This is a genomic window from Bifidobacterium erythrocebi, assembly GCF_012932675.1.
Lineage (GTDB): Bacteria > Actinomycetota > Actinomycetes > Actinomycetales > Bifidobacteriaceae > Bifidobacterium > Bifidobacterium erythrocebi.
This window is the reverse complement of record NZ_JAAIIF010000008.1, coordinates 294,542-316,936: the sequence shown is the minus strand read 5'-3', so window position 1 is coordinate 316,936 and position 22,395 is coordinate 294,542. Positions and strand designations below refer to the sequence as shown.

General features: G+C 64.6%; 21 protein-coding genes. 9 read left to right on the top strand and 12 right to left on the bottom strand.

Going from position 1 to position 22,395, the window contains the following annotated elements; translation table 11 throughout:
* The first annotated feature begins 17 nt into the window (after positions 1-17).
* A complete protein-coding gene (locus G1C98_RS04945; protein WP_169079812.1) occupies positions 18-1,238 on the top strand; it encodes a prealbumin-like fold domain-containing protein in 1,221 nt (406 codons plus the stop codon).
* Between the two features lie 245 nt (positions 1,239-1,483).
* Positions 1,484-2,479 (top strand): class C sortase, encoded by a 996-nt coding sequence (locus G1C98_RS04940; RefSeq protein ID WP_169079810.1) that lies wholly within the window; start codon positions 1,484-1,486, stop codon positions 2,477-2,479.
* 149 nt (positions 2,480-2,628) lie between these two features.
* On the opposite strand, the gene pgl is transcribed toward G1C98_RS04940, so the two are convergent.
* From pgl to G1C98_RS04915, 5 genes are all read right to left on the bottom strand, one after another.
* Positions 2,629-3,420, bottom strand: a complete 792-nt coding sequence (gene pgl / locus G1C98_RS04935) for a 6-phosphogluconolactonase (RefSeq protein WP_169079809.1) — start codon at positions 3,418-3,420, stop codon at positions 2,629-2,631.
* A 58-nt stretch (positions 3,421-3,478) separates the two neighbouring features.
* Entirely contained in the window at positions 3,479-4,429 is a 951-nt protein-coding gene (locus tag G1C98_RS04930; protein ID WP_169079807.1) for a glucose-6-phosphate dehydrogenase assembly protein OpcA, read from the bottom strand.
* Complete coding sequence (zwf, locus tag G1C98_RS04925) at positions 4,426-5,988, bottom strand: glucose-6-phosphate dehydrogenase (protein ID WP_205831890.1); 1,563 nt, start codon at positions 5,986-5,988, stop codon at positions 4,426-4,428. Before zwf ends, G1C98_RS04930 begins: the two co-directional genes overlap by 4 nt.
* Before the next feature lie 85 nt (positions 5,989-6,073).
* Entirely contained in the window at positions 6,074-6,748 is a 675-nt protein-coding gene (locus G1C98_RS04920) for a dihydrofolate reductase family protein (protein WP_169079803.1), read from the bottom strand.
* Between the two features lie 150 nt (positions 6,749-6,898).
* Positions 6,899-7,768, bottom strand: a complete 870-nt coding sequence (locus G1C98_RS04915) for an aldo/keto reductase (RefSeq protein WP_169079801.1) — start codon at positions 7,766-7,768, stop codon at positions 6,899-6,901.
* 145 nt (positions 7,769-7,913) lie between these two features.
* Between G1C98_RS04915 and G1C98_RS04910 the strand changes: the two genes are divergently transcribed.
* The 3 genes from G1C98_RS04910 (at position 7,914) to G1C98_RS04900 (ending at position 12,351) form a co-directional block, all read left to right on the top strand.
* A complete protein-coding gene (locus tag G1C98_RS04910) occupies positions 7,914-8,837 on the top strand; it encodes a LysR family transcriptional regulator (RefSeq protein WP_169079799.1) in 924 nt (307 codons plus the stop codon).
* Positions 8,838-9,005: 168 nt separating this feature from the next.
* Positions 9,006-10,391, top strand: a complete 1,386-nt coding sequence (locus G1C98_RS04905; protein WP_169079797.1) for an MATE family efflux transporter — start codon at positions 9,006-9,008, stop codon at positions 10,389-10,391.
* 184 nt (positions 10,392-10,575) lie between these two features.
* Positions 10,576-12,351, top strand: a complete 1,776-nt coding sequence (locus G1C98_RS04900; protein WP_169079795.1) for a 1-deoxy-D-xylulose-5-phosphate synthase — start codon at positions 10,576-10,578, stop codon at positions 12,349-12,351.
* Positions 12,352-12,462: 111 nt separating this feature from the next.
* Here the strand turns inward: G1C98_RS04900 and G1C98_RS04895 are convergent, their stop codons facing one another.
* The 3 genes from G1C98_RS04895 to G1C98_RS04885 all read right to left on the bottom strand — a co-directional run bounded on the left by G1C98_RS04895 (position 12,463) and on the right by G1C98_RS04885 (position 15,134).
* A complete protein-coding gene (locus G1C98_RS04895; protein ID WP_169079793.1) occupies positions 12,463-13,290 on the bottom strand; it encodes an SDR family NAD(P)-dependent oxidoreductase in 828 nt (275 codons plus the stop codon).
* A gap of 454 nt (positions 13,291-13,744) precedes the next feature.
* Complete coding sequence (locus G1C98_RS04890; RefSeq protein WP_169079791.1) at positions 13,745-14,269, bottom strand: flavodoxin; 525 nt, start codon at positions 14,267-14,269, stop codon at positions 13,745-13,747.
* 61 nt (positions 14,270-14,330) lie between these two features.
* A complete protein-coding gene (locus G1C98_RS04885) occupies positions 14,331-15,134 on the bottom strand; it encodes an SDR family oxidoreductase (protein WP_169079789.1) in 804 nt (267 codons plus the stop codon).
* Positions 15,135-15,259: 125 nt separating this feature from the next.
* Between G1C98_RS04885 and G1C98_RS04880 the strand changes: the two genes are divergently transcribed.
* Positions 15,260-16,156: a LysR family transcriptional regulator gene (locus G1C98_RS04880; RefSeq protein ID WP_169080161.1), complete on the top strand. Its 897-nt coding sequence runs from the start codon at positions 15,260-15,262 to the stop codon at positions 16,154-16,156.
* 83 nt (positions 16,157-16,239) lie between these two features.
* Here G1C98_RS04880 and G1C98_RS04875 read toward each other — a convergent pair whose 3' ends face one another.
* Both G1C98_RS04875 and G1C98_RS04870 read right to left on the bottom strand, forming a co-directional pair.
* Positions 16,240-17,424: a MalY/PatB family protein gene (locus G1C98_RS04875; RefSeq protein ID WP_169079787.1), complete on the bottom strand. Its 1,185-nt coding sequence runs from the start codon at positions 17,422-17,424 to the stop codon at positions 16,240-16,242.
* Positions 17,425-17,534: 110 nt separating this feature from the next.
* Positions 17,535-18,119 carry a sugar O-acetyltransferase gene (locus G1C98_RS04870; protein WP_169079785.1) on the bottom strand — a complete coding sequence of 195 codons (585 nt, stop codon included), beginning with the start codon at positions 18,117-18,119 and terminating at the stop codon, positions 17,535-17,537.
* A gap of 282 nt (positions 18,120-18,401) precedes the next feature.
* Between G1C98_RS04870 and G1C98_RS04865 the strand changes: the two genes are divergently transcribed.
* Positions 18,402-19,250 carry an aldo/keto reductase gene (locus G1C98_RS04865; RefSeq protein ID WP_169079784.1) on the top strand — a complete coding sequence of 283 codons (849 nt, stop codon included), beginning with the start codon at positions 18,402-18,404 and terminating at the stop codon, positions 19,248-19,250.
* A gap of 98 nt (positions 19,251-19,348) precedes the next feature.
* Here G1C98_RS04865 and G1C98_RS04860 read toward each other — a convergent pair whose 3' ends face one another.
* Both G1C98_RS04860 and G1C98_RS04855 read right to left on the bottom strand, forming a co-directional pair.
* On the bottom strand, positions 19,349-20,200 hold the full coding sequence (locus G1C98_RS04860; RefSeq protein ID WP_169080159.1) for a DUF3737 family protein: 852 nt from the start codon (positions 20,198-20,200) through the stop codon (positions 19,349-19,351).
* Between the two features lie 190 nt (positions 20,201-20,390).
* Positions 20,391-20,906, bottom strand: a complete 516-nt coding sequence (locus G1C98_RS04855) for an NAD(P)H-dependent oxidoreductase (protein WP_169079782.1) — start codon at positions 20,904-20,906, stop codon at positions 20,391-20,393.
* Between the two features lie 193 nt (positions 20,907-21,099).
* Here G1C98_RS04855 and G1C98_RS04850 point away from each other — a divergent pair, with 193 nt between their 5' ends.
* Both G1C98_RS04850 and G1C98_RS04845 read left to right on the top strand, forming a co-directional pair.
* Positions 21,100-21,897, top strand: coding sequence for an AzlC family ABC transporter permease (locus tag G1C98_RS04850; RefSeq protein WP_240944907.1), 798 nt, complete (start codon positions 21,100-21,102; stop codon positions 21,895-21,897).
* Positions 21,894-22,226, top strand: coding sequence for a branched-chain amino acid transporter permease (locus tag G1C98_RS04845; protein ID WP_169079780.1), 333 nt, complete (start codon positions 21,894-21,896; stop codon positions 22,224-22,226). The genes G1C98_RS04850 and G1C98_RS04845 overlap by 4 nt, the downstream gene beginning before the upstream one ends.
* Positions 22,227-22,395: the final 169 nt, after the last annotated feature.

Below are 22,395 nucleotides of genomic sequence, written 5' to 3'. Positions count from 1 at the left end.
TCAGAATGGAGAAGACAATGAGAACAACAACATGGATCGCAGGATTCGCGGCGGCGGCAACGCTGTTCGCGGCCATGGGAACCGCCGGCAGCGCATTGGCCGACGAAACCGGCACCAAGCCAGCCGGGGATTGCGCGGCCACCAGCAACACCATCACGCTCAAGGGCAGCGACATGGACGCCTTCAAGACATGGGACGGCAAACAGTCGACCGGCACCCGCACGTTCAGCGCGGCCAAGGTCGCCGACTACGAGATCGGCAACGGTCCGACCGGGGGATCCGTGCACCTGCAGACAGTGGAAGCGTCGAAGACCGCGATCATCAACGCGCTGGGAGACATCAAGGACAACTCCGGCAACAAGCTGTACGACAGCGAAGACAACCAGGGCGACCCCATGAACTGGCTCGCCAACACCCGCAACGACACGTTCATCCGCAACTACGCCAACGACCCCGGCGTCACCGGCACGCCGCTCTCCACGGTGAAGCTTGACGAGGCCAACAAGACCGTGACCCTGGACGTGAGCGAACCCGGACTGTACGTGATCTTCGACACCACGAACCCGAAGAAGCAGATTAAGGACACCGGCGACACCACCGTCGAATACGACGGCTTCGCGAACATGCTGGTCGGTACGCCGCTGCCCGACAGCTGCGGGGTGACGAACAACTCCGGCACGATCGACCTGACGCAGGCCGTCAACGCGAAGACCGGATCGTCCACCACGGTACGCGGCGGATTCACGTTCACCAAGGTCGGCGTGAAGGACGACCGCACCGGACTGGCCGGCGCGGAATTCACCCTGTACTCCGACAAGGACTTCAACACGCCGGTGAAGGACGGCAACGACAAGCCCGTCGTGGCCACCTCCAACAGCGGCGGCCTGGTCGACTTCTCCCAGTTCAAGCTGAACGCCGGCACCTACTACCTCAAGGAAACCAAGGTGCCCGCCACCTATTGGGCCGGCTCCGCAGGCAAGCTGAAGATCACCATGATCAAGAACGACAACGGACAGATCGTCCTGGGCTCCATCGAAGACATGTCCCTCCCGTCCAGCGGCCTGCTGACCAACGGCACGAACGGCTACGTGTACCACAACGTCAAGAGCATCGTCCAGCTGCCGCTCACCGGTGCCATGGGCATGGCGCTCCTCGGCATCGTGGCGCTGCTGTGCGCAGGCGGCGCGGCGATCATCGTGATCCGCGCACGTAAGACGAAGCGGGAGCTCGCCGCCTGAACCGGCGAGCGACAGACGTGAGCACATCCGATGCACACGTCTGATAGCCGGGCTCTCCGGTAAGTGCCGGCCTGCCCGAAACACGCAAATCGGCGGAACCATGCGACGCGTACCACGGGTACGCCGTACGGTCCCGCCGACTTGCCGTCTTACGACCGAAACCACGATAGGTATACGGTACTGATCGCACTGACCGTGCTGACCGCACTGATCGCACTGACGAAACCAGAGGGGAGGGAAGATACATGGCATATTCGCCGCAACCATTCGACCAGCTGATCGGCGGCACGAATGCATCGCGCACGCGCACGCGGGCGGAACGACAGCTGCGCATCATGTACGGTGCCGCTGCCATACTCGCCGCCGTGGCGCTCGCCTGCACGGTGATCCCCGTGCTGATGCAGCTTTCCTCCAGCTCGTCGATGGCCGGGTCGGCGTCTTCGGCCGAGGAACGGGTGAGCCTGTGGCCCAAGTCCCGGGTCGGCGACGAGCTCAAGGCCGCACGGGCCTACAACCGACAGTTGGCACAATCCGGTCAGCCGGTACTGGGCGAGGCGATCGACCCGTTCACCGATCAGGGCGGCGGCTTCTCCCGTTCGTCCAAGGACAGGCGGTACAACGCGCTGCTGAACGAAGGGCATGGCGTGATGGGAAGCGTGATCATACCGAAGATCTCGGTGAACCTCCCCATCTACCACGGTACGGGCAATCGGCAATTGTCGCTGGGCGCCGGCCACCTGTACGGCAGCAGCCTGCCGGTCGGCGGGCGCAGCACGCACGCGGTCATCACCGGGCATCGCGGCATGGTGAAGGCGCAGATGTTCACCAGACTGGACGAGATGCGCGAAGGGGATTTCGTCTATATCAGGACGATGAACGAGACGCTCGCCTACGAGGTGGACCATATCTCGGTGATCGAACCGAACGACACCACGCAGCTGCGCATCGTTCCCGGGCAGGATCGTCTCACCCTGATGACCTGCACCCCGTACGGCATCAACTCCCACAGGCTGCTGGTCTCCGGGCATCGGGTGAGCATTCCCGTGCCCGCGCCCGATCCGACTGACCTGCACGACGGGCGTACCGTCGGCGGGTGGGTGTTCCTGGCTGTGGCGGTCTGCGGGTGCGCGGGCGTCATGGCAGCCAGGCGGACTCGCCATGACGCGGGGGAGCCCATGCGTCACGCCACGCGAAGGTATGGCGGTTCATGCCCGAGTTCGGCTTCGAAGCCGGTTCCGTAGGCGGTTGTTGGCTTCCGTAGGCGGTACGGAAGCGACGCTTGGTGGAATATCATGCGTCGGCTAAAAACAAGCAAAAAAATGGGGTGTTCCCACGGTTATTGACCGTGGGAACACCACATTTGACGTTTCGAATGGACTCCGGATGGGCCTCACAGCTCGGAGGCGGCACCCTCGTCGATGAGCCAGAGCAGTTCCTCGCCATCGGCATAGGAGCTCGGCGCATGCGGGTTGTTCCGCCGGGCGAACGCGGCCTTGACCGCGCCGGCCTTGCGCTCTTCGGAGGTGAACACCCACGTGTGCCTCGAACGGGCGATCATCGGCACGGTCAGCGTCAGGCGCAGCGGCGGCGGCTTCGGCGAGTCGCGCACGCCCGCGACCAGCACGTGCGGGTCGCTGATCTCGGCCTCGCCATGGTCGGGGAACAGGGAGGCGAAATGCGCGTCCGGGCCCATGCCGAACATCGCGATATCCAACGCCGGCTCGTCGCCCAGCTGCTCGATGAGCTCTCGCTGGTACTCCGCGGCGGCCTCGGCCAGCACCGCATCGGTCTGCTCGGGGGAGGCGGCGGCCACCAGCTCGGCATCGCGCGTGTCCGCCGGCATCGCATGGATGTTCCCGGCCGGCATGAGCCCGCTCTCCACAAGCGCGCCGTACCAGGCTTCGCGGGCCTGCTTCGCGTTGCGGTCGTCGTCATCGGCCGCCACGAAGCGCTCGTCGCCCCACCACACGTGCACGCGGCTCCAGTCCACGGCATCGTTCAGCGGGCTCGCGTTCATCGCGGCGAACACGCGGTTGCCGTCGGTGCCGCCGGTCACGGCGATGTCCACGCGGGTTCGGCCCGGCTCGGCCAGCAGGTCGATGATGGTCAGCAGCGTGCGGGCGGCCACGGCCTCGGCCAGCACCTGCGGGTTCGGATAGACGATGGTCTTGCGTTCTGTCACATTCGTTCCTTCGGTAAGCGTTCTTTCATGTATGGCGGCAACGATCCGGTGCGGTCGGCTACCGCTTCGGCTTGACGAGATCCAGGCCTTGCGAGACGACCTCGCTGTAGATCTCGTCGGGGTAGAGGCGGCCAAGCTCCTCGCTCAGGCATTCCTCAAGCGTTCGCGCGGGCACGCTGATGGTCTGCGGCGACTGGCCGGGCACGCTGATCACGGCGAACCCGTCGTCGGTGGAGGGACGTTCCAGGCTCAGCACGCCGTCGCCGCGCGTCAGGTACACGCCGGTGACGGCCGTGGCGTTCGGGTCCTCCTCGATCATCACCGGCACGTTCAGGCGCAGGCGCAGCCATGCGGCCAGCAGATCCAACGGCAGGTAATCCTTCTGCCCGGTCACGCGCACGTTGCTCACCGGCAGGTGCGGCGGCTGGTCGAGCATGGAGGCGATCATCGCGCGCCATACGGTCAGACGCGTCCACGACATGTCCACGTCCTTGGAGGAACGGTTGCGGCGCAGATCGTCCATCGTGCGCTGCGGGTTCGAGGAATGCATCGCGTCGGTGATGCGGCTGCTGGCCATGGAGCCGAGCAGATCCTTGGACAGGTTCGCGGGCGCCTCGTTCGGCCACCACGCCACCACGGGCGCGTCGGGCACGAGCAGCGGGATCACCAGAGTGTCGGCGTGGCGGACCAGGCCGCCGCGCGGGCGCAGCACGATGATCTCGCCGGCCCCGGCGTCGGAACCGAAGCGGATCTCGGCGTCGAGGAAGGTGGGGCGCTCCTCCTCTTCCGGATTGACCTTGCGGCTGCTCGGCGCGACGGCGATCACGCGGCAGGGGTGCTCGCGGCTCGCGTTGTTGGCGACTTCGAGGTCATGTTCGAGCGCGGCCTCGTTGGTGGAGATGAGCAGGGTGAGCACGCGGCCCAGCGCGGCCTCGCCGCGTTCCTCGTGCAGTTCGTCGATCTTCGCCGAGATCTCGCGGGTCTCGGTATCTTGCATGGTAATGATCACGGCATCCTCCAACGGTGTCCATCGCGGGCGAGCATTTCAACGGCCTCCTGCGGCCCCCACGTGCCGGAACGGTACGGCTGCGGCTGGCCGAGCGTCGACCAGAACTCCTCGATCGGGTCGAGGATCTTCCACGAGAGGTTGACCTCCTCGGTGGTGGGGAACAGCGGCGGGTCGCCCAGCAGCACGTCGAGGATCAGACGTTCGTAGGCTTCGGGCGAGGATTCGGTGAACGAACGGCCGTAGCCGAAGTCCATCGACACGTCGCGCACCTCCATCGAGGTGCCGCCCGGCACCTTCGCGCCGAAGCGCATGGTCACGCCCTCGTCGGGCTGCACGCGGATCACGATGGCGTTCTTGCCGAGCTCCTTGGTGGCGGTCGATTCGAACGGCAGGTGGGGGGCACGCTTGAACACCACGGCAATCTCCGTGACGCGCTTGCCCAGGCGCTTGCCGGTACGCAGGTAGAACGGCACGCCGGCCCAACGGCGGGTGTCCACGTCCAGGCGAATCGCGGCGTAGGTCTCGGTGGTGGATTCGGGGTCGATGCCCTTCTCGTCCAGGTAGCCGACCACCTCGTGCGAGCCCTGCCAGCCGGCCGCGTACTGGCCTCGCGCGGTATGCGCTGCCAGGTCCTTGGGCAGACGCACGGCGGAGAGCACCTTCGTCTTCTCGGCGGTCAGGTCGGAGGCGGAGAAGGAGACCGGCTCCTCCATGGCGGTCAATGCCATGAGTTGCAGCAGATGGTTCTGGATGATGTCTCGCGCGGCGCCGATGCCGTCGTAGTAGCCGGCGCGACCGGCCACGCCGATGTCCTCGGCGTGCGTGATCTGCACGTGGTCCACGTAGTTGTTGTTCCAGATCGGCTCATACATGGCGTTGGCGAAGCGCAGCGCCAGGATGTTCTGCACGGTCTCCTTGCCGAGGTAATGGTCGATGCGGAACACGCTCGACGGGTCGAACACCTCGGAGACCACGCGGTCGAGCTCCTTGGCGCTGGCCAGATCATGGCCGAACGGCTTCTCGATGATCACGCGGCGCCATGCGCCCTTATCGGATTTCGCCAGACCGCAGTCGGCTAGCTGGCGGGAGACCTGCGGGAATGCGCGCGGCGGCACGGACATGTAGAACGCGTGGTTGCCGCGCGTGCCGCGGTCGCGGTCCAGCTCGGCCACGGTGTCGGACAGGCGTTCGAACGCCTTGGGGTCGTCGAAGGTGCCCTGCACGAAGCGGATGCCCGCGGCGAGCTGTCTCCAGGTCGATTCCTTGAACGGCGTGCGGCAGTGCGCCTGCACGTTCTCCTTGACGAAGTCCTTGAAATGGTCCTCGGTCCAATCGCGGCGTGCGAATCCCGTCAGGCCGAAGCTCGGCGGCAACAGGCCGCGGTTGGCCAGATCGTAGATGGCGGGAAGCAGCTTCTTGCGGGACAGGTCGCCGGTCACGCCGAAGATCACGATGCTGCACGGGCCGGCGATACGCGGCAGGCGCAGGTCGCGGGGGTCGCGCAGCGGGTTCGTCCACGCGCCGGCCGCATTGGATGCGGTTGAAACGGTTTCACTCATGCGTTTCATACTAACCCCATAGCCGCACAGCGCGGCGGCGCGTATCCATACTCCCGCTTCGATTCTGCTTATAGCCGGTTCCGGCTCACTTGCCGAGCGAATAGCGCAGCCAGACCGCGCCGTCCTCGTACGGGGTGGCGGATTCGAGCTTCAGGGCGACGGGCCTGCGATCCATCGGCAGGCCGTCGAACGTGGAGGCCATGCCCTTGCGGCCGTCGATGCCGGGGCCGATCAGAATGCTCACCTCGTCAAGCAGCCCGGCGTCGAGGAATCCGCCGTTGATGGTGCCGCCACCGACCACGGCCATGCGCTTGACGCCGAACTCATCATTGAGGATTTCGCTGGCACGCTTGAGGTCGATGCGGTCGCGGCCTGTGGCGATCCACGAGATATTGCGTGAATCCAGGAACTCGAGGTAATCCTCGCCCACCTGCTCGCAGGTCAGGATGACCAGAGGTTTGGCGCTGCCGGAATCGTCCGGCCAACTCAACGTGCCCTTGGTGTCGGGAATTACGTTGTATCCTTCAGCGTCGGCCTTCTTGGAGAAGGCTTCGTGACCGAGCGGGCTGCCGGTGGCGTGGAATTCGCCGGAGGCCATCTCCAGCTGGGCGGTGACGCGGCCGCTCACGCGGGTCGGGGCGTCCAGCGCCGCCAGCGTCTCGTAGTATTCGGCGTTGCCCGCCAACTGCACGGTCATGCCGCAGTCGATGCGACCGTCGATCGACATCATCATGTGACATACGATATAGGGCTTGCTCATGGTTTTGCATTCCTTTCTGCATGTACACCGCGAGCCTATGCCGAAACGCTTTGCATATCCAATGCCTATGAAACATGGAAAAGCATGCAGGAATGTGCTGCGATTCCGATATGACGGGGAAGTGGCGGACGGGCGGCGGGCACGCGGCTCTCAGACGTCGTAGTCCATGGCCTGCTCGAGGAAGGCGTGCACCGCCTCGCCGGTGTCGCGCGGCGAGAAGCAGGTGTGCCCGGTGTCGAGCGTGGCGATGGCGGCCATCTCGTCGTCGGACAGCGTGAAGTCGAAGACGGCGAGGTTCTGACGCATGCGGTCCGGGTTCGCCGACTTGACGACCGGCACGATGCCGCGCTGCATGAGCCATCGCAGCACGACCTGCGGCACCGATTTGCCATGGGCGGCCGCGATATGGGAGAGCAGGTCGTTGCCCAGCAGTTCCGCATGCCCCGCGGCCAGCGGCGACCACGCCTGCATGGCGATGCCATGTTCGTGCAGATAGCGCCTGTCGACTTCGCGCTGGTAGAACGCGTTGCACTCGACCATGTCGACCGCCGGCTTGCGGTCGTTGAAGAACAGGAAGTCGGCCATGCGGTCCGGGGTGAAGTTGTCCACGCCAATGGAACGCACCAGCCCCTCGTCCTGCAGCTCGCCGAGCGCGCGCCACGCGCCGTAGTAGTCGTTGTACGGCTGGTGGATGAGCAGCAGGTCCACGTAATCCATGTCGAGCCGTTCCAGGGAGCGCTCCACCCCCTTGCGTGCGCCATCGTAGCTGGTGTCGGTGATCCACAGCTTGGTGGTGACGAAGATCTCGCTGCGTGCCACACCGCTGCCGCGCACGGCGGCCCCCACCGCGCGTTCGTTGCCGTAGGCGGCGGCCGTGTCGATGAGGCGATAGCCCGCCCGAATGGCCTCGGCCACCGCGTTCTCGCATACGTCCGGATCGGTCATGCGGAACACCCCGTAGCCGATGCGCGGCATGCGGTTCCCGTCGTTCAGCGTCAGATAGCGGTCGTTCGTGTCCATTGATGCTCCTTGCCTTGTGTGTGCTTCTGTCTGATTGCGATGTGCCGCCGGGCATTGTATGGACGCCGCCGCGGCAATGGCAAATAGCTATGATTCATCGATTGCTAGAGCTGATGGGAATAGTATGGTGGGAAGCTTGGCGCGCATGCCAGGCAGGAAGGGGCTGATGATGGATGTTCGCGTATTGAGGTATTTCCTTGCCGTCGCCAGGGAGGAGAGCTTCACCGGCGCCGCCGAGGCGCTGATGATGTCGCAGCCGACATTGTCCAAGCAGATCGCGCAGCTTGAACACGAACTGGGCAAGACGCTGTTCGAGCGCGGCGGCCGGCGCGTCACCTTGACCGAGGACGGCATGCTGCTCTACCGCCGTGCGGAGGAGATCGTCACGCTGGTCGACAGAACCGAACGCGAGCTCAAAACCGACGAGCACGACGTGACGGGGGAGGTGGCGGTCGGCGGGCATATCCCCGGGTTCCTGCTCAGGGCCGCGGCCCGGACCCACAAGGCGCACCGGGGCATCCGCTTCTACTGGCACAACGGGGACGCCACCGACGTGTCGGAACGGCTGCAGCACGGCACGCTCGACTTCGCGGTGCTGCTCCAGCCCGTGGACGTGGTGCGCTACGACTTCGTGCCGTTGCCGGACGTGGCGCGGTGGGGCGCCCTGGTGCCCGCCGGCGGCGAGCTGGCCGGCAGAAGCGTCCTGACCGTGGACGATCTGAAGCATATGCCGCTGGCCGTCCACCACCGCGAGGGGCTGCAACGGGAATTCAGCCTGTGGGCGGGCGCGGATATGGACGAGTTCGACGTCTCCGCCACGTACAACGTGCTCAACGGCAGTCCCTCGCCCTTCGTGACCAGCGGTCTGGGATGCGTGCTCACCACGGACGATCATCTCGACGGCGGCGAATCCGCCGACGTGCGCTTCCTGCCGCTCGACCCGCCTTTGGAGACGCGATGCGCGCTGGTGTACCGCCGGCACGCCGCGCTGTCGAAATCCGCGGCCATATTCCTGGACCAGGTGAAGCAATCGCTGCAATCCATGCACGAAGGCAATGGGAAGGAATAGCGCATAGCTATTTGCTATCGCATGACGGCGATCCTACAATCCCCATTCGGGACGGCACCGGGGCACGGTGCGGCAGACCCGGAACGCGGCGCATGAGGCATGCAGGACGCGCAAAGCCGCAAGGGAAACAGGGAACAAGAATACGGAAACAGCGGAGGAGCGAGAACCATGGCAAGAGGCAAGGCGGGGAACAACCAGGAAATAGACATGCTGCACGGCCGTATCTGGACCAAGGTCCTGCGCTACGCGCTGCCCGTGGCCGCGACCGGTATCCTGGAACAGCTCTTCAACGCGTCCGGCATCATGATCGTCGGCAACTTCTCCCAAGGCGACGGCACCGCCGCGGTCGCCGCCGTCGGCTCCAACGCGCCGGTCACCGGGCTCATCCTTAACCTGTTCATCGGCATCGCGCTCGGCGCGAACGTCGTCATCGCCAACGCCATAGGCCGCGGCAGCCGTGACGCCGTGCGCAAGGCCGTGCACACCTCCATCGTCACCGCCCTGATCGGCGGCGCGGTCGTCGCCGTCATCGGGGAGCTGCTCGCCGGCCCGCTCCTCGGCATGCTCAACGTGACCGACGAGGTGTTCCCGCTGGCGCTCACCTATCTGCGCATCTACCTGCTCGGCATGCCCGTCATCCTGCTCTACAACTTCGAGGCCGCCATCTTCCGCAGCGTCGGCGACACCCAGGCGCCGCTCGCCGTGCTCGCCGTCTCCGGCGTACTCAACGTGACCATGGGGCTGATCCTCGTCATCCTGTTCCATCTGGGCGTCGCGGGCGTCGCCACCGCCACCGTCATCGCCAACATCGCCAGCTCCATGATCCTGCTATACCGGCTCGTCCACACCGACGCTGCCATCCACGTGAACCTGCGCGAACTCGGCATCGACCCGCTCACCCTGCGCCAGATCATGCGCATCGGCCTGCCCGCCGGCGTGCAAAGCGCCGTGTTCGCCGTGGCCAACATCATCATCCAGGCCGCCATCAACAGCCTCGGCACCGTCGTCATGGCCGCATCCAGCGCCGCGTTCAACATCGAGATCATCGCCTACTACGTGCTCAACTCCTTCAGCCAGGCCTGCGCCACCTTCACCGGACAGAACTACGGCGCCAGGCAGATCGGCCGCTGCAGGCGCGTGCTCGGCATCTGCATCCTGGAGGACTTCATAGCCACCGCCTCCACCATCGCCGTCGTACTGCTCTTCGGCCACAGCCTGCTCGCCCTGTTCGACGCCACCCCCGAGGTCATCGCCGTCGGCTACACCAGACTTGTCATGGTCTTCTCCGCCTACACGTTCAGCATGCTGTACGAGGTCATGTCCGGCTACCTGCGCGGCTTCGGCATTTCGCTGGCACCCGCCCTGCTCACCGTGGCCGGCGTGGTCGGCGTGCGCATCACCTGGATCGAATTCGTGTTCCCCATGCACCGCACCTTCGAGACCATCATGATCGTCTACCCGATCAGCCTCGCCGCCACCGCCGTGCTCATCGGCATCGCACTGCTGTGCTACAGGCCGTCCAAACGATTCGCAGGGCAGCCTGCCAACGCATAGACGGCAACCCGCCACAGGCAAACAACCCACGGACAACCCCCGCGGTTTGACTTCAAGCCGACTTGAAGCCCTACAGTGAGCATGTGCCAGCCCGCCACCATGACGACGTGACCGGCGAGCGCGGCACACGACACAACGGCACACACGATACACACCGACACAGGGAAGGAACGGAACCACAACCATGACGCACTACCTCGACACCATCAACGGGCCAGCCGACCTCAAGAAGCTCGACCGCAGCCAACTGCCGGCGCTCGCCGACGAGATCCGCCAGGCCCTGATCGCCAAGGTCACCGCCGTCGGAGGGCACATGGGCCCGAACCTGGGCGTGGTGGAGGCGACCATCGCCATGCACTACGTGTTCGATTCGCCCACCGACAAGATCATCTGGGACGTGTCCCACCAGTCCTACACGCACAAGATCCTGACCGGCCGCAAGCAGGCGTTCCTCGACCCTGCCCACTACCACGACGTCACCGGCTATACGAACCCGAAGGAAAGCGAGCACGACCAGTTCGTGGTGGGCCATACCGGCACCTCCATCTCCATGGCCGTGGGCATGGCCAAGGGACGCGACCTGTGCGGGCGCAAGGAGAACGTCATCGCCTTCATCGGCGACGGTTCGATGAGCGAGGGCGAGGCGTTCGAAGGCCTCGACAACGCGGGCGAGATGGACACCAACCTCATCATCATCCTCAACGACAACGAGATGTCCATCGCGCCGGACCACGGCGGCATCTACAAGGGGCTCGCCGAACTGCGCGCCACCAACGGCGCCTGCGAGCACAACCTGTTCCGCGCCTTCGGACTCGACTACCGCTATGTGGCGGACGGCAACGACGTGGACGCGCTGATCGACGCGCTGCAGGAGGTCAAGGACATCGACCATCCGGTGGTCGTGCACATCCACACCGACAAGGGACTCGGCCTCGAATGGGCGCACGAGGACAAGGAATCCGGGCATTGGACGCTGCCCGCCGCGGCCATCGAGGCAATGGCCGAGCACCCGGTGGAGGATTACGCCACGCTGACCTGCTCGTACCTGCTGAACAAGATGAAGCAGGACAGGCGCGTGGTGGTGCTCTCCGCAGGCACGCCGGGCAACGGCGGCTTCGGACCGGAACAGCGCCGGCAGGCCGGCGACCAGTTCGTCGACGTCGGCATCGCCGAACAGCATGCGGTGGCAGAGATCTCGGGCATCGCCAAGGCGGGCGGCAAGCCGGTGTACGAGGTGGCCTCCACGTTCCTGCAGCGCGCCTACGACCAGCTGCAGCAGGACCTCGCCCTGCAGGGCAACGCGGCCACCATCATCGTCGCGGGCTTCGGCGACGCCATCGGCCCGGACGACAACACGCACGCCAACGTATTCGACATCGCCATGACGAACACCATCCCCGGCCTGACCGGTCTCGCGCCGGCCACCAAGGAGGAATACTTCGCCATGCTCGACTGGGCCATCGACCATGCCGGCCGCCCGGTCGTGATCGCCGAACCCGGAACCCTGACCTACGAGGCCGACCTGAACATCGAACCCGCGCAACCGGCGGCCGTGCCGTTCACCGCCAATGACCTGGACTACCGCCTCATCGCACGCGGCTCCAAGGTCGCCATCCTCGCGCTCGGCAACTTCCTGCCCCTGGGACTCAAGGTGCGCAAGGCGCTCGCGAAGCAGGGCATCGACGCCACGGTGATCGACCCGCGCGTCTACTCCGACCTCGATACCGCCACACTCGAATCGCTCAAGGCCGGCCACAGCGTGGTCGTCACCCTGGAGGACGGCGCGCTGGTCGGTGGCTTCGGCGAGCGCATCGCCGCCTACTACGGCCCCTCCGGCATGAGGGTGCTCGCCTACGGCGCGCATAAGGAGTTCACCGACCGCGTGCCCACGGAGACGCTGTACGAGCGGTACCGCCTGAACCCCGATCAGATCGTGCAGGACGTGGTCGCGGCGTTGTAATCGCGGCGGTTCCAAGCGATACGATATGCGAGCGGCCTGTGCCGGCGAATATGTGTTCGCCGGCACAGGCCGCTCGTTTTGGTTCTTGTCCGCCTTGCGGTCCCCGCGCGGTTAGCGTGCGCGCCGCTTGCCGGATGCGCCCCGTTGTGCGGTGCGCCGGGTCGGGTCGCCGCCATTCATGAACGCGGCCATGGCCCGGGTCGCCGCGCGGGGGAGCATGCGCTCGGCGAACGCGCCGGCCTTGGTGAGCGGACCGTGGTAGGCGAGGGTCGAGCCGCGCATCATCCTGCGGTAGGCGAATGCCGCCAGCTGGCGTGCGGTGGCCGGTTTGGTCATGGTGAAGAAGTTGCGTCCGCCCATCCTGGCGGCCTTGGCGAACCCGGTGGTCGTCGGCCCCGGGCATACGCAGGTCACCGTCACGCCCGTGCCGCGCAGCTCATGGGCCACGGCCTCCGACAGCGAGCGCACGAACGCCTTCGTGGCGAAATACATCGCCATGTACGGGCCGGCCATCATCGAGGCGACCGAGGAGACGTTGAGGATCCTGCCATGCCCGGCGGCGCGCATGTCGCGCCCATACCGGTAGGTGAGTTCGGCGAGCGCCTCCATGTTGAGCCGCATCATCCGCCGCTGCCGGTCCCAGTCGGCGTCGAGATAGCCGGTCCAATCCGCGAATCCCGCGTTGTTGGCCAGGTATTCGATGGCGATCCCGTGCGACGTGGTGAAGTCGTGCAGCCATTGCGGCGCGTCCGGTTCGCTCAGGTCGATGGCGAACGGCACGACGCGCACATGGTAGCGGCCTTCCAGCGCGTCCCTCACGGCGTCGAGCCGCGTCCGGCTGCGCGCCGTGATGACCAGATCGTGGCCGTTCGCGGCGAACAGTGCCGCCAGTTCGCGTCCGATGCCGCTTGATGCCCCGGTGATGAGTGCGTATGACATAGTAACCTCGCTCTGCCTTGCCGTCGGTCATTGCCTATGTCCAGTGTATGGCCGTCTTTCGGCCGCAGCGTAGCGGTCGGCGATGCGGGATGTGCGCCGGCAAGGTGTGATACGGATGGTATGCGGGTATGGTCGCTCTGCCGGGTGCGGAGCGTGGTCACCCCGGGAGCCAGCCAGGGTATGGCCCCGTCAGGGATCGCCAGCGTGGCGAAATGCGGATGGCGGGCGGGTATGGTCGCGCCGGAGGGTGTGTGGGCGTGGGTTTTCCAGGGGCGTATCCGAAAACGGCCACGCCGAACATGTGTCGGCGTGGCCGGATGATGCTGCTACCCCGGGATGGCTATGCGGGAAGAGCGCTGACGTGTCCTGACGGTTCCGTCGTCCGCATATCGCTACGCCGGGGGCGATGCGAGTGTGGCGGAATAGGGATGACGCCCGAGGCCAACCACGGCGGCTACTGGGCGAGCCAGCTGTCCACGGCGTGCCGGGTCGCGTCGGCGTCCTGCTGCGCGGTGGTGCCGCGCACCGCCAGGCCGTTCTCGACCTTCGCGCCGTGTGCAGCCTTGGCGATGTTGCCGGGCGTGCCGCCGAGGCCGCTGCCCTCATGCGTGCAGAACGGGTAGATGGTCTTGCCGTTCCAATCGCGGCCTTCCAGGAAGGTGTAGACGGGCATCGGCGCGTCGCCCCACCACATCGGGTAGCCGAGATAGATGGTGGTCGCCTTGTCGAGCGCGTCGATGTCGCCCTTGAGGGTGATGCGCGGACGGGCGTTCGTCCGTTGCTCCTGTTGCGCCTCGGCGGTGGTCTCGTCATAGCCTGCCGGGTACGCCTCGTCGCGTGTGATCTCGACGATCGGCGCACCGGCCGCCTGTGCGATCGCCTCGGCCAGTTTCGCCGTATTGCCGGTCCTCACCGTGCCCACGCCGTAGTTCTCGCCGGCGCGGGAGAAGTACACCACTGCCGTCATATCCGTTGTCATATCCGTTCCTGTCTTTCTTCTCTGTGTCGCGTTTCGGGATTCCCGTTCGGAGGCGTTGCCCCTATCCGGCCGCCGTGCCGCCCTGTGCGAGGGAGGCGATGACGCGAAGGTCCTCGATGACGCGTTTCGGCTGGGATCGCAGCGGGAAGTTGTCCTCGTCGCGCACGCCGTCGAGCGAGCCTGCCGGATCGGGGTCGAGCGCGGCGAACAGGGGTCTGAGATCGGGCTGCATGGGCCCGCGCTCCGCGACCAGCTCCAGCGTTTTGTTCGCCGCCTCCTCGCAGCCGAGCGATGCGACCAGCACCTGCGCGATCTGCCGGCGCGAGATCACCCCGTCGCGCGGATCGGCGTATCGGTGCGTGTCGCCCTGCAGGAAGACGAGCCGCTGCTGGCCGGGATCGTTGTAGTCGAACCAGCCGGGGCGCACGATGGTGTACTCGTTGCCGCTGGCGCGCACCAGCCGCTCCGAACGGCGCTTCCAGTCGTGGGCCTGCGAGGCGAGGTTGTAGCGCGAATCCATGCAGGTCACGCCGATGGCCGTCATGAGCGCGATGCGCGCCCTGCGTCCCTCCAACGCGATCAGCGTATTGCGCACCGCACCGTAGTCGACCTTCTCGATCATGCTCGGCCCGTCGTGCGCGCCCATGGTGAACACCACGCCGTCGATGCCGGCGAGGGCGCCGCGCAGCGACTCCACGTCGGTCAGATCGCCCTGCACGACCTCCACGCGCGGGTCGAAGCACGCCCGGCCCGCGTCGCGCACCAATGCCCGGGCATGGTAGCCGCGTTCGACGGCCTCGCCCACGGCCAGGCGTCCGATGCTGCCGGTCGAGCCGATGAACAGCACCCGTGTCGGTCTCGTCATATCCGCCCCCGTCGTCGTTCCCGTAGTTCCGCCGCCAGCCTAGAACCGAAGGGAAAAGATAACAAATACAGATATGCGATAGCATGGAATACGTAAAATGCATGTACTGGAAAGTGGGGAAACGCATGGAGATCAAGGTGCTGCGTCATTTCATCGCGGTGGTGCAGGAGGAGGGCGTCACCGCGGCCGCCGAGGTGCTGCGCATCAGCCAGCCGGCCCTGTCCCGCCAGATCAAGGATCTTGAGGGGGAGATGGGCGCGACCCTGTTCGTGCGCGGCAACCGCGGACGCGCCCTGGAACTGACGCATGAAGGGCAATTGCTGTACCGGCGCGCATGCGAGATCGTGGAGCTTGCGGACCGTACCAGGTCGGAGATCGCCTCGGGCGAACAGGTCGAGGGCGACGTGCACGTGGCGGCCGCCCAGACCGCCGTGATGGACGTGCTGGCCAAGGCCGCGGTGCACGTGCGCGAGCTGCACCCCGGCGTGCGCATCCAATTGCACGACGATTACGGGGAGAACATCATGGAACGGCTCAACAACGGGCTCGCGGACTTCGGCGTGCTGGTGCAGCCGGCCGACATGAGCCGCTACGACCACCTGCCCCTGCCCGGCGGCGACCGCATGGGACTGATCATGCGCCCCGACCATCCGCTCGCCGCGCGAAGCGGCGTGCAGCCGGCCGACCTGCAGGGCTTGCCGCTGATCGTGCCCAAGGGGGCGCTCGCCAGGCGCGACCTGTCCGGCTGGTACAGCGGGAGTCTGCGGCCGTTCGACATCGTCGGCACCATGAACCTGACCTACAACGCCAGCCGGTTCGTGCGCGCCGGCTACGGCTGCGCGCTGTCGCTCGAAGGCCTGGTCGACACCGGCGAGGGCAGCGGCCTGACGTTCCGCCCGCTCGAACCGACGTTGCGGGCGTCGCTGAGCATGGCGTGGAAGAAAAGCCAGCCGCTCACCCCGGCCGCGCGGGCGTTCCTCGACTGCGTGCGCGAAGTGGTGGGGGAGACGGCCCGGTCGTGACATCGACCGGGCCGCACGAATCCGGGCAGTGGCCTTGGCATCGGCCATTTTGCGCATCGGATGAATGAAACGGTTCGGCCCGCTCAGTCGCGGTAGTCGCGCAATCCCGCAAGGAAACGCGTCAGCCCCTCGACCATGCGCGAGCGCGGGCATGCCACGTTGATGCGCACGAAATCATGCCCGTCGCCCCCGTATTCGGAGCCTTCGGAGAGCATCACCCTGTGCTCGCGCCTGAGATGGTCGCACAACGCGTCGGTGTCGTGCGTGATGGCCGAGCAGTCGACCCACATGAGGTAGGTGGCGTGTCCCTCGATCAGGATGATGCGACGGTCCGCGGGCACGGAGGCGTTGTATTCGTCGAACATCGCACGCGCGGCGGCCTTGTTGCCGGCCAGATAGGCGCGCAGCTCGTCCAGCCAGGGGCCGCCCTCGTTGAACGCGGCCAGCGTGGCGTCCATGGCGAACGCGTTCGGCTCGGCCACCTCGTCGGTGTTCAGGGCGCGCCACACCTTGTGGCGCAGCACGGGGTTCGGGATCATCACCGCCGCCGAGTTGAGGCCCGCGATGTTGAACGCCTTGGTCGGCGCCATGCAGGTCACCGAGTTCATCGCGCAATGCTCGCCCGCGGAGGCGAACGGCACGTAGCCGAAGCCCGGATCGGTCAGATCGCAGTGGATCTCGTCGCTGATCACCGTCACATGATGCTCCCAGCACAGTTCGCCGATGCGCGCCAGGGTTTCGCGATCCCAGATGCGTCCGATCGGATTGTGCGGATTGCATAGGATCATCAGCGTGGTCTGCGGGTCGGCGAGCTTCGCCTCCAGGTCCGCCCAGTCGATCGCGTAATGCCCCTCGCCGTCGTAGACGAGCGGGGATTCGAGCACCCGGCAGCCGTTGTTGAGGATCGAATTGAAGAAGATGTTGTAGACCGGCGTCTGGATGAGCACGTTCTCGTTCGGCGTGGTGAGCTTGCGGACCATGCTGGAGATCGCCGGCACCACGCCGGTGCAGAACACCAGCCACTCCGGGTCGATGGCGAGATCATGCCGCCGGCCCCACCAGTCCGCATAGGCCCGGTTCCATTCGGGCGGCACGATCGAATAGCCGAACACGCCGTGCTCGACGCGACGGCGCAGCGCCTCGCGGATCTCGGGCGCGGTCTGGAAATCCATGTCCGCCACCCACATGGGCAGCGCGCCGCCAGACTCCTCCCACTTGAGCGAATACGTGCCGGAACGGTCGATCGGGGTATCGAAATCGTAGGTCATGTGTCCAAACATAGGAATCCCGTGCAGACGAAGTCAAATACGCCGGCCCCGCTTGGCGGCGCTCGCCATCCATGCGCCGACCGGCGGGGCCGGGTCCCGACGAAGCGGGGCTACTCCGTCTGCTCGTTCGGATCGAGCGTCTTGATGACCCTCGCCGGCGAGCCGACGGCCACCGCATAGTCGGGGATGTCGCGCGTCACCACCGCGCCGGCGCCGATCACGGCGTACTCGCCGATGGTCACGCCCGGGCAGATCGTCACGTTCATGCCGATCCACGCGTTTTTCCCGATGGTCACCTTGCCGTAGGTGTAGATGGAATGACGGGCGTTGAAATCATGGTTGATGGTGGCGATGCGCACGCCCGGCGCGACCTGCACGCCGTCGCCGAACTCGATGCCGCCCGAGGCGGACAGGATGGCCGAATGGTTGATGAACACGTTGCGCCCGAAAGTCACACGGTTGCCGAAATCGCAGGTGAACGGCGTCAGGATACGCACGTCGTCGAGCTTCCTCGCGAACAGCTCCTCAAGATAGCCCACATAGGACGGGTCGTCCGGCAGGACCTGGTTCGCCCTCGCGCACAGCGTACGCGAACGCGTCATCTCATCGACCGCCTCCCTGAAATACGGTTCGCGGTTGTCGGTCGGACCACCCTGGTCCATCAGCTCGTACACATAGCCCTCGCGGTACTCCACGGTATGCTCCTTGTCTTCATAACGATCGATGTCGTGACCATTATGAAGCCGTGAGACCGGCGAAGCTAATGCGCGGATTGAACAAAACTCCATGCAGGACGAACATGCGGTTTCCCGTAAGGATAATTTCCGTTATGCAATAGGGGAGTGCGACAGTCCGATGGCGCTCGCCATCCATGCGCCGCGTGCATGGCGGGGCATCGACGTGTTGCATTGTACCGGCGCGGCTCGGCGGACGATAATCGTTGGGGTAGGGACGAATACGCCGCCAAAGGAGGAACGATGCAGAGCTTCATCATGAACAACGGGCTGAAGATCCCGGCCGTCGGCTACGGGGTGTTCCAGATGACGTCGAAGGAGGTGCTCGAGCATCTGCCGCAGGCGTTGGACGCCGGATACACGCATATCGACACCGCCAACGCGTACTTCAACGAGGTCGCCGTCGGTCAGGCGATCCGATCGTCCGGCGTGGCGCGCGAACGGCTGTTCGTCACCAGCAAGCTGTTCCCGCAAAGCTACCCGTATAAGCAGTGCGTCAAGGACATCGACGAGACCCTTGCAAGACTCGGCATGGACTATGTCGACCTGCTGCTGTTTCACCAGCCCTACGGCGAATACGTGGAGGGTTGGAAGGCCATGGAGGAGGCCGTCCGGGCCGGCAAGGTCAGGTCCATCGGCCTGTCGAACTTCCCGATGCACAAGATCCAGGAGATCCTCGACGTCGCCGAGATCAGGCCGGCCGTCCTGCAGGTGGAGATCAACCCGTACTGGAACCAGCATGAGCTCAAACGCCAGCTCGCCGGCACCGGCATCGTGTTCGAAGGCTGGTATCCGCTCGGCCACGGCGACCGCGCCCTGCTCGAGGAGCCGGTGTTCGCGAGGCTGGCGCGCAAATACGGCAAAACCAGCGCGCAGATCATCATGCGCTGGCACCTGCAGGAGGGCAACGTCGTCTTCCCCAAGACCCTCAACCCGCGGCATATGAAGGACAACCTCGACATCTTCGACTTCGCGCTGGAAGACGAGGAGATGGCCGAGATCAACAGTCTGCCGCAGCGCCCGTACTACCAGGTGCCCGACGAGCCGCCCGCATTCGTGCTCACCCACAACGACTACAGCCGTCAGGCCTGAACGACGGCCCGCGAACCCGGCAGGGCGGCGGATACGGCAAGGCCGGCCACGAACAATGGTGGCCGGCCTTCGCTTCGTTCAGCTGGCTTTGGTCTCGCTCAGTCGGCGTTGCCGCCGGTGAGCACGACCCTGACCTTGCTCGGGTCGATCCGTTCCGGGTCGAGCGTCAGCTTGCCGATCGCATCGGCGCGGATCGTGCCCGCACTCGGATTGAGCACGCTGTCGATCGTGCCGTGAACGTCCGCATCCACCGTGGAATACTCGAACGCCAGCGTCGTATTGATCAGCCGGCAGTTGCGCAACACCAGGTTATCCACGTAGCACAGGCCCTGCAGGCTTTCGATCGTACAGTTCTCGAACGTCACGTTCCGCGAATTCCACGCCAGATACTCGCCCGAAACGAACGAGTCGCGCACCGTCACGTTCTCGCAGTTCCAGAAGCAATCCTTCGAGATCAGCCGCGAATTCGAGATCTGCACGTTCCGCGCCCCATCGAACGGATAATTGCCCACCAGACGCAGATTATCGGCCTTCACGTTCTCGCAGTTCATCGCCAGATAATCGCCATGCGCGCTCACATTATCCAACGTCACGTCACGGCAGGACCACAACGTCTCCTCGGCATTGGGGAAATCCACGTTGCGCAACGACACGTCATGCGCACGACGGAAGTTCTTCGGCGCCTCGATCGTCGAATCCTCCACCGTGATATGGTCCGTATACCATACGCCCGCACGCCCCATCTCGAACCACGTGCAGTTCCTCGCCCTCACATTGCTGCAATACCACAGCGGATACTTCCACTTGAACGAACTGTCCACCAATTCGATATCGCGCGCATGCTTCAACGGCGACTCGCCATCGGCGAAAATAGTATCGACATACCGGCGGTCCCTGGCGAAGAACTCCGCGCGCTCGCCGGTGAGGAACGCCTGACGGACCTCGACCATGCCATCGGCATCAGAGGTATCAGTGGTGTCTTGGATGCTGTTCAACATGTGCTCCTTCTATGCTCCGTTGCACAAGATAGGAACTTCGAGTACTCGAAGTCAAACGGGGAGTCACGTTCGCTGCAAGATGAACGCGGCTCCCCGTTGCGTATTATCGGCGTCGACATGCCGAGGACGCCGGGAACGACGGTCAGGCGGTCAGCGCCTCCGGGTACTTGGCCACGGCGGCATCGATCTGCTCATCGCTGGCGGTGGCAACGCCCTGGATGAGGAACGGCTTCAAATACGTGGCATGTACATAACGGACCGTCTCCGCGAACGGGAAAAGCAGCTCCTCCATGGTGCGCAGATGACTGCCCTCATGCGTATACGAGTCGGCCGGAGAGCCGGTGGACACCGCCAGCATGAACTCCTTGCCCTCCAACGCGCGGCCGCCGGCATACGCCCAGCCGGACTTCAGCACCATATCCTCCCACTGCTTGAGCAGCGCAGGGGAGCTGAACCAATAGAACGGGAACTGCAGCACGATGCGATCATGCGTCTCAAGCAGCTCCTGCTCATGCTCCACGTTGACCCTGAAATCAGGGTACGCGGCGTACTCGTCGACCACCGTCACATCCCCGGTCTCCTCGGCGATGTCCATAAGCCTGCGATTGACCCGCGATTTCTCCAGATGCGGGTGGAATACCAGAACCAGCGTTTTCATCCATGCTCCTTCTCGATCCAAGATGTCCGGTACGCAGACATGATAGCCCACCACAACCCGCTCCGGGCGTAACCGGCCATAACCGAAGCCGATACCGCCAAAGGCATTTGACACAGAACCACGATAGTAAGATGGCCGATGCCAGAAGGAACCAGCCGCACGGGCACGGCGGAACACGGAAAGGAACACACGCTTGGCACCGAACACGCGACACAGAAGACAAGCCATCGCCAAAGCGTTCACGACCGCACTGCCCAGAACACTGCCGGTCTGCATCAGCTTCTTCTTCCTGGCCATGTCATATGGCGTGCTCATGGGCACACGAGGCTACTCGTTCCTATGGCCCATGTGCATGAGCACATTCATCTACACCGGCTCCATGGAATTCGTCACCGTGGACCTGCTCGTCTCCGCATTCAACCCGCTCGCAGCCCTCATGCTCGCCATCATGCTCGGCACCCGCCACCTGTTCTACGGCATCTCCATGCTCGGCCGATTCACAAACATGGGAGCGAAAAAGCCATACCTCATCTTCTCACTATGCGACGAGACCTTCGCCATCGACAACGGCACCACCATCCCCACAACCGTCGACCGCGGATGGTTCTACCTCTTCGTCGCCCTGCTCAACCAACTCTCCTGGGTATCCGGAGCCACACTCGGCGGCATCATCGGAGGACGGATCACCTTCAGCACCACAGGCCTCGACTTCGTCATGACCGCCATGTTCGTCGTCATCTTCATAGACCAATGGATGACCACAACACACAAAAGCCACATGGCAGCACTCACCGGCATCGCCATACCAACCATCTGCCTCAGCATCCTCGGCCCCGACAACTTCATGATCCCCTCACTGATCGCCATGCTCATCATGTTCATCGCACTACGCCCATACCTCGAAGACCTCAACACCACAACCACACCCACCAACACCGACACCACAGACTCCACAGACACCCCCACAACCAAGGAGAACCACACACGATGACCATGACCACCTGGCAAGGCATCATCACCATACTCATGGCAGTACTCGGCACCATGCTCACACGATTCCTCCCCTTCATACTCTTCCCCGAATCCAAAGAACCACCACGCCTCATCACCTACCTCGGCACCGTACTGCCATACGCCATGACCGGACTACTCGTCGTCTACTCGCTCAAAGGAACACAACCACTCACCGGCAACCACGGCATCCCCGAAGCACTCGCCATCATCGCCATCATCCTGCTCCACCTATGGAAAAAGAACATGCTGCTCTCCATCGCAGGAGGAACCGCCATATACATGGCACTCATCCAACTCGTCTTCTAACCCGCAAACCCAAAACCCGCAAACACGCCGCCGCGCTCGCCGCCAACCATACACAATCCGCTGAACCCGCCTATCCAAACTGTGAGAATTAACGCAGCGCTTCGATTAGCCGACCTACGCTGTTGCCTAGCCATAGGAGAAGAGCCTTCACCAAAGGCATGGCTACAAC

Excerpts from the sequence above, each read along its gene's own strand:
- G1C98_RS04915 (WP_169079801.1), bottom strand. The coding sequence starts at position 7,768 with ATGGACACGAACGACCGCTATCTGACGCTGAACGACGGGAACCGCATG.
- G1C98_RS04880 (WP_169080161.1), top strand. The coding sequence starts at position 15,260 with ATGGAGATCAAGGTGCTGCGTCATTTCATCGCGGTGGTGCAGGAGGAG.
- G1C98_RS04885 (WP_169079789.1), bottom strand. The coding sequence starts at position 15,134 with ATGACGAGACCGACACGGGTGCTGTTCATCGGCTCGACCGGCAGCATC.
- G1C98_RS04940 (WP_169079810.1), top strand. The coding sequence starts at position 1,484 with ATGGCATATTCGCCGCAACCATTCGACCAGCTGATCGGCGGCACGAAT.
- G1C98_RS04890 (WP_169079791.1), bottom strand. The coding sequence starts at position 14,269 with ATGACAACGGATATGACGGCAGTGGTGTACTTCTCCCGCGCCGGCGAG.
- G1C98_RS04905 (WP_169079797.1), top strand. The coding sequence starts at position 9,006 with ATGGCAAGAGGCAAGGCGGGGAACAACCAGGAAATAGACATGCTGCAC.
- G1C98_RS04945 (WP_169079812.1), top strand. The coding sequence starts at position 18 with ATGAGAACAACAACATGGATCGCAGGATTCGCGGCGGCGGCAACGCTG.
- G1C98_RS04865 (WP_169079784.1), top strand. The coding sequence starts at position 18,402 with ATGCAGAGCTTCATCATGAACAACGGGCTGAAGATCCCGGCCGTCGGC.
- G1C98_RS04860 (WP_169080159.1), bottom strand. The coding sequence starts at position 20,200 with ATGGTCGAGGTCCGTCAGGCGTTCCTCACCGGCGAGCGCGCGGAGTTC.
- zwf (WP_205831890.1), bottom strand. The coding sequence starts at position 5,988 with ATGAGTGAAACCGTTTCAACCGCATCCAATGCGGCCGGCGCGTGGACG.
- G1C98_RS04845 (WP_169079780.1), top strand. The coding sequence starts at position 21,894 with ATGACCATGACCACCTGGCAAGGCATCATCACCATACTCATGGCAGTA.
- G1C98_RS04920 (WP_169079803.1), bottom strand. The coding sequence starts at position 6,748 with ATGAGCAAGCCCTATATCGTATGTCACATGATGATGTCGATCGACGGT.
- G1C98_RS04910 (WP_169079799.1), top strand. The coding sequence starts at position 7,914 with ATGCCAGGCAGGAAGGGGCTGATGATGGATGTTCGCGTATTGAGGTAT.
- G1C98_RS04875 (WP_169079787.1), bottom strand. The coding sequence starts at position 17,424 with ATGACCTACGATTTCGATACCCCGATCGACCGTTCCGGCACGTATTCG.
- G1C98_RS04900 (WP_169079795.1), top strand. The coding sequence starts at position 10,576 with ATGACGCACTACCTCGACACCATCAACGGGCCAGCCGACCTCAAGAAG.
- G1C98_RS04895 (WP_169079793.1), bottom strand. The coding sequence starts at position 13,290 with ATGTCATACGCACTCATCACCGGGGCATCAAGCGGCATCGGACGCGAA.
- G1C98_RS04855 (WP_169079782.1), bottom strand. The coding sequence starts at position 20,906 with ATGAAAACGCTGGTTCTGGTATTCCACCCGCATCTGGAGAAATCGCGG.